The sequence below is a fragment of the Rhizobium sp. TBD182 genome (genome assembly GCF_001950375.1).
Classification (GTDB): Bacteria; Pseudomonadota; Alphaproteobacteria; order Rhizobiales; family Rhizobiaceae; genus Agrobacterium; species Agrobacterium tumefaciens.
The window spans coordinates 416,829-421,819 of sequence record NZ_BDLN01000003.1; the positions used below are offsets into that span (position 1 = coordinate 416,829).

4 protein-coding genes are annotated in these 4,991 nt (G+C 60.2%); 1 reads left to right on the forward strand and 3 read right to left on the reverse strand.

All coding sequences use genetic code 11. The annotated features are described in order from the left end of the window. Positions 1-85 precede the first annotated feature (85 nt). Positions 86-919: a MurR/RpiR family transcriptional regulator gene (locus tag T18_RS14190; RefSeq protein WP_025595058.1), complete on the forward strand. Its 834-nt coding sequence runs from the start codon at positions 86-88 to the stop codon at positions 917-919. Between the two features lie 65 nt (positions 920-984). On the opposite strand, the gene T18_RS14195 is transcribed toward T18_RS14190, so the two are convergent. From T18_RS14195 to T18_RS14205, 3 genes are read right to left on the reverse strand one after another with little or no spacing between them, the layout of a single operon-like run. Further along, positions 985-2,559 carry an FGGY-family carbohydrate kinase gene (locus tag T18_RS14195; RefSeq protein ID WP_003516172.1) on the reverse strand — a complete coding sequence of 525 codons (1,575 nt, stop codon included), beginning with the start codon at positions 2,557-2,559 and terminating at the stop codon, positions 985-987. 60 nt (positions 2,560-2,619) lie between these two features. Next, on the reverse strand, positions 2,620-3,339 hold the full coding sequence (locus T18_RS14200; RefSeq protein WP_003516170.1) for an HAD family hydrolase: 720 nt from the start codon (positions 3,337-3,339) through the stop codon (positions 2,620-2,622). A gap of 6 nt (positions 3,340-3,345) precedes the next feature. Further along, entirely contained in the window at positions 3,346-4,830 is a 1,485-nt protein-coding gene (locus tag T18_RS14205; RefSeq protein WP_003516168.1) for a mannitol dehydrogenase family protein, read from the reverse strand. Between the last annotated feature and the right edge of the window lie 161 nt (positions 4,831-4,991).

A 4,991-nucleotide genomic window follows, 5' to 3' on the forward strand; every position in this document is an offset into this window, starting at 1 on the left:
CTCGCCCCCACCGACAAGTCGCGGTTCGCACGCTCGCCCGGGCGCGCGGATGCATCATCGTTCATAAATATAAAAGAATGAGGCGTTGGTGGAACAGCTACTGTTGAATCTGACCCGTGCCATGAAGGCCGGTACGCCTTCAGAGCGCAAGATCGCCAAATATCTGATCGAGCATCTGGACGAATTGCCGTTTGAGACGGCGCAGACGCTGGCTGCCAAGCTCAGTCTCAGTCCGATGACGGTTGGACGTTTTCTGCGCTCGCTCGGATACCGGCAATTCAGCGATATTCGCATCGATCTGCGCCACGCCGAAGAGACCGCGGGCGTAGACCAGCCCGCTATTGTTGAAAGCGGCGATCAGAAGTCCAATCCGTTTTCGCAACTCCTTTCCCAACAGATCCAGGCCATTCAGGCTGCTTTCGAAATGACGGACCAGCCGATATGGCGCGTCGCCATGAGCGAGATCGCTTCGGCGGCAGATGTTTTTCTGGCAACGTCACCGGAAGGCCTTGGCACCGGAAGGCACTTTCACGGGCGGTTGCTGGAGTATCGCAGACGCGTGCACTTCCTCGGCAGCGACAGCGCCGCCTATATCGCCCTTTGGGACTTCGATCCCGCAGAAGCGCTTCTCATCCTCATGGATTGCGGCGGCAGCATCACGCCCTTGCAGAGCCTTTCTGCGACAGCGCGAAAGAGCGGCTACAGAACCCTGTTGATCACCACCCGGTTTTATGAATGGGGACCGGAAAGCGCCGATATCTGTCTTGCCATGCCGCACACCCAGACCGGCGGACAAGGCCTGCTGCAGCTCGTTGCGCTGATGGAATTCACCCTCTGCAGCCTGATTGCCGGAGCCGACGAGCAGCGCACGGCACGCATGAAAAACCTAACCGGCCTGAAACGCTCGCTTGGCATCTGACCCTCGGCGGGAGGAAACGGATCGCGCCCGTCCGCCACGACCTTACCTGCCGTTGTCGGCAAAGATCAGAGGCTTTCCAGCTCCTGGCGATGGCGGTGCATGGCGAGAAAACGGCGATAATCCCGCTCGTAAAGCGGTGTGAGCGCCGGATTGCCTGGGATTTCCGTATTGCCCGGATACATGGCGGCACCCGCCGCTGCAAGGCCCGCATGCACACCGCCGGCGGCTGCCGCCGTCATTGCAGTGCCGAGAAGAACGGCGTCGGCTGTGGCAGGCACGACGATGCGCTTGCCGGTCACATCAGCGTAAAGCTCCATCAACAGCGGGTTCTTCACATGGCCGCCGGTAACGTGCAGGCTTTCGACGGCATAACCGAAACGCTCCATCGCATCGAGCACATGGCGCGCGCCAAGCGCAATCGCCACGGCAGTGCGCCAGTAGAGCCGGCAGAGACTGTCGAAGGATGTATCGAGCGTCAGCCCGCTGATGACGCCCACCGCATGCGGATCGGCGAGCGGTGAGCGGTTGCCGTGGAAATCCGGCAGTACATGTAGCCGTTCGGCAAAGGCCGCGCCCTCGAGCGCGCGCAATTCGGTAACCCGCGCAACGATGCGGGCGTGCAGCGCCGTATCCGGCTCTCCGCCCGCCGCGTGCATGCGCACGATATGATCGAGCAGCGCGCCGGTGGCAGATTGCCCGCCCTCCACCAGCCAGTGGCCGGGCAGCACCGCCTGCCAATAGGGACCCCACAGGCTGTGGCCTGGCATCTGCCGCTCGGACATGGCGACAAGGCAGCTAGAGGTGCCGGCGATCAGCGCCACATGTTTACCCACATCATCAGAAAGGCATCCGCCAAGCGCACCCAGCGTGCCGGCGTAAGCATCGATCATGCCCGCCGCCACCTGACAGCCGGTGTCAAGGCCGAGTTCGGCGGCAGCCTCGGGCGAAAGCGGGCCGATGGCTGTGCCCGGCATCACGGTCGTTTCGGGCAGGCCTGCCCGCTGTTTCAGATCGCCAAGCCCGGCAAGATTGAGATAATCCGCCTGCCAGCCGGGATTTTCCTGCGCCAGAAAATTCCACTTCGCCGTCTGCGTGCAATTTGAACGCTTAGTGGAACCGGTTGCCTTCCATGTCAGGAAATCCGCCAGATCGAAGGCGAAAGACATGCGCGCCCAGCTTGCCGGCAAATTCGCCTTCAGCCACATCAGCTTCGGCATCTGCATTTCCGGTGACACGCTTTTGCCGGCGAAATCCAGCACGCGGTGGCCGGATGCCGTCAGCCGGTCGGCCTCGCCGATTGCCCGATGGTCCAGCCAGACGATGGTGTCGAACCGGTCTTTGCCCGTGACGGAGACAGAAACCGGTTCCCCACGCTCATCACGGATAACGAGCGAGCAGGTAGCATCAAAACCAATGGCCGCTATGCTGTCCGCTAACACACCCGCGTCGGCAAGCGCTGCTCTCACCGCAAGGCAGACGGCGTTCCATATATCGGTGGAATCGTGTTCGGCGTGGTTTTCCTGCGGCCTTTGCATCAGGATGGGATGGGTTGAGCGGGCGAGAAGCCTGCCGGTCGGGTCGAAAATCCCGGCGCGGGCGCTCGCCGTTCCGACATCGACAGCGACGAGATTTTGACGCATCAAGACTTCAGTTCCATCCCTTGCGTAACGACCTCCGGGCGGTGGCAGGCATGGTTTCCTTCAGCCTGCGTCACGTTCCACCTGGCTGTCAAAACCGCCCTTCCCCATATAATCGCCGACAAGTTGAACCAAATCTTCCATGGCGTCAAACGTGGCATTGGCCCCGAGCTCCGCGATCTTTTCGCGAAATGCCGGAAACCGCGCATGCGAGCCGCCGGTGAAGGCAAAAACCGCCATGCCGGCTGCCTTCGCCGCCGCAATGCCCGCCGGGCTGTCCTCGATCACGATGCACTGACGCGGATCAGTGCCCATCTGCCTCGCCGCATGCAGGAAAAGGTCGGGTGCCGGCTTGCCGTTCTTCACCATGGTGGCGCTGAAAACATGCGGCTCAAATTTATCGATGAGGCCGGTCAGCCCCAGCGAGTAACGGATGCGTTCCGGTTGACTTGAGGAGGCAACGCAGCGTTTGAAGGCCACCAGCCTGTCCAGCGTTTCGGCAATGCCGTCGATGGGGCGCAACTCGGTGCGGAAACGCTCAAACAGCGTCGCGCGCATATGCTCGAGAAAATCGATGTCGGTCTCGATACCGTATTCCTCAAACAAAGTCGTCGTCATGCTGGCAACGCTGCGACCGAGAAAGCGGTTGTAGGCCTCTTCCTCCCCCATCTCCACGCCAAGATGGGAGAGCATGTCGAGAAGAACCGAGATGGAGACCGGCTCGCTGTCGACCAGAACGCCGTCGCAGTCGAAAATCAGAAGAGGTCCGGTTCCGTCTCGCATCTCACGTCACTTTTCAGCCAGCTTGTCATCCAGATATAGCTGCAAGGTCTTCGCCGTGCCTTCGTGCCACAGTGTCGTCAATGCATGAGAGAAGCGTTTACGGAAAAGCTCCGATTCGGCAACCTCCCCGAAGATATCGTCAAGTGAAAGGAATGCCATCGGGTCGTCCTTGGCCTTTGTGGCTGCCGCCTGTAGCCGCTCGGCGCTGGCGTCGTTGAAGGTGATTTGCCTGCCGCTGTCGGAGGTACCGTAGAAATAACGGCACCACAGTGCTGAAACCAGCGACAGACCGACAATATCTTCACCGCGCGCCAGACGGTCGGCGGTGGAGGGGAGGATGAATTTCGGCTGGCGGTTGGAGCCATCCTGCGCGAGGCGCGGAATGGTATCGCCGATTTTCGGGTTGAGGAAACGCCGTTCGATCAGGCCGAAATATTCGCCAAGATCGGTATCGGGCACGGGCGGAATGACCGGGATGATCTCTTCCTTTTCGAGCTTTGCCAGAAACGCCCGGATCAGCGGATGCTCCATCGCCTCATGCACGAAATGAATGTCGAGCAGCGCTGCCGGATAGGCGATCGCCGCATGGCCGCCATTGAGGATGCGGATCTTCATGTGCTCGTAAGGCGCAACATCCTTGACGAACTGAACGCCCGCCTTTTCGAGCGCCGGGCGGCCCGCCGGGAAATTATCCTCCATCACCCATTGCTTGAACTCTTCGCAGAAGACCGGCCAATTGTCCTCGATGCCGAAATCGTCACGGGCGATATTGCGTTCGCGCTCTCCCGTGGCGGGGGTGATGCGGTCGACCATCGAATTGGGGAAAGCGACGTTATCGCCGATCCAGTTGGCGAAGGCCGGATCGAACAAGGCGGCGAGACCGACCACCGCGTTTTTGGTGACCTTGCCATTATGGGGAATGTTGTCGCAGGACATGACGGTGAAGGGTGAAAGCCCCTTGTCGCGCCGCGCCTTCAGCCCGGCAACGATAAGGCCGAACACGGTTTTCGGGGAAGACGGGTTCCTGCCATCCTCGGCTATCGCGGGATGCTGCGGATTGAAGGAGCCGGAAGCATCGATGAAATAACCGCCTTCGGTAATCGTCATCGAAACAATTCGGATTTTCGGATCTGCGAGCGTGTCGATAATGCCTTGGGTATCGCCAACCTTCAGAATGTCGATCATTGGCCCGGTGACGCGCGCACCGGTGCGATTATTGTCCTGCTCCACCACCGTGGTCAGGAAATCCTGGGCGGCAAGTTTTTCGCGCATTACCGCGTCCGATGGCAGTACACCCGCACCAATGATGGCGAAGTCGTGGTCCGCGCCGGTGTTGAACAGGTCGTCCAGATAGACCGCCTGATGGGCGCGATGGAAATTGCCGACGCCGAAATGCACGATTCCGGCGGAAAGATCGGCCCGGGAATAGGCCGGAATCGCCGCGGTTTTTTTGGCTTCATCAAGCGTGGCGAGGGAGAGTTTGCATGTCATGTCACGATCCTCGAAGGGGAAACGTTGTTTGTGCCAGGACCGGATGAAAGATACCCGGCACGCAGCGCGGATTTGCCTTCCGGTCTTCGCGTCATATCGCGATGCCCTTGTCATCGAACCTGTGGATTTTGGCATCATCTGGTGTGATGAAGACGGTATCG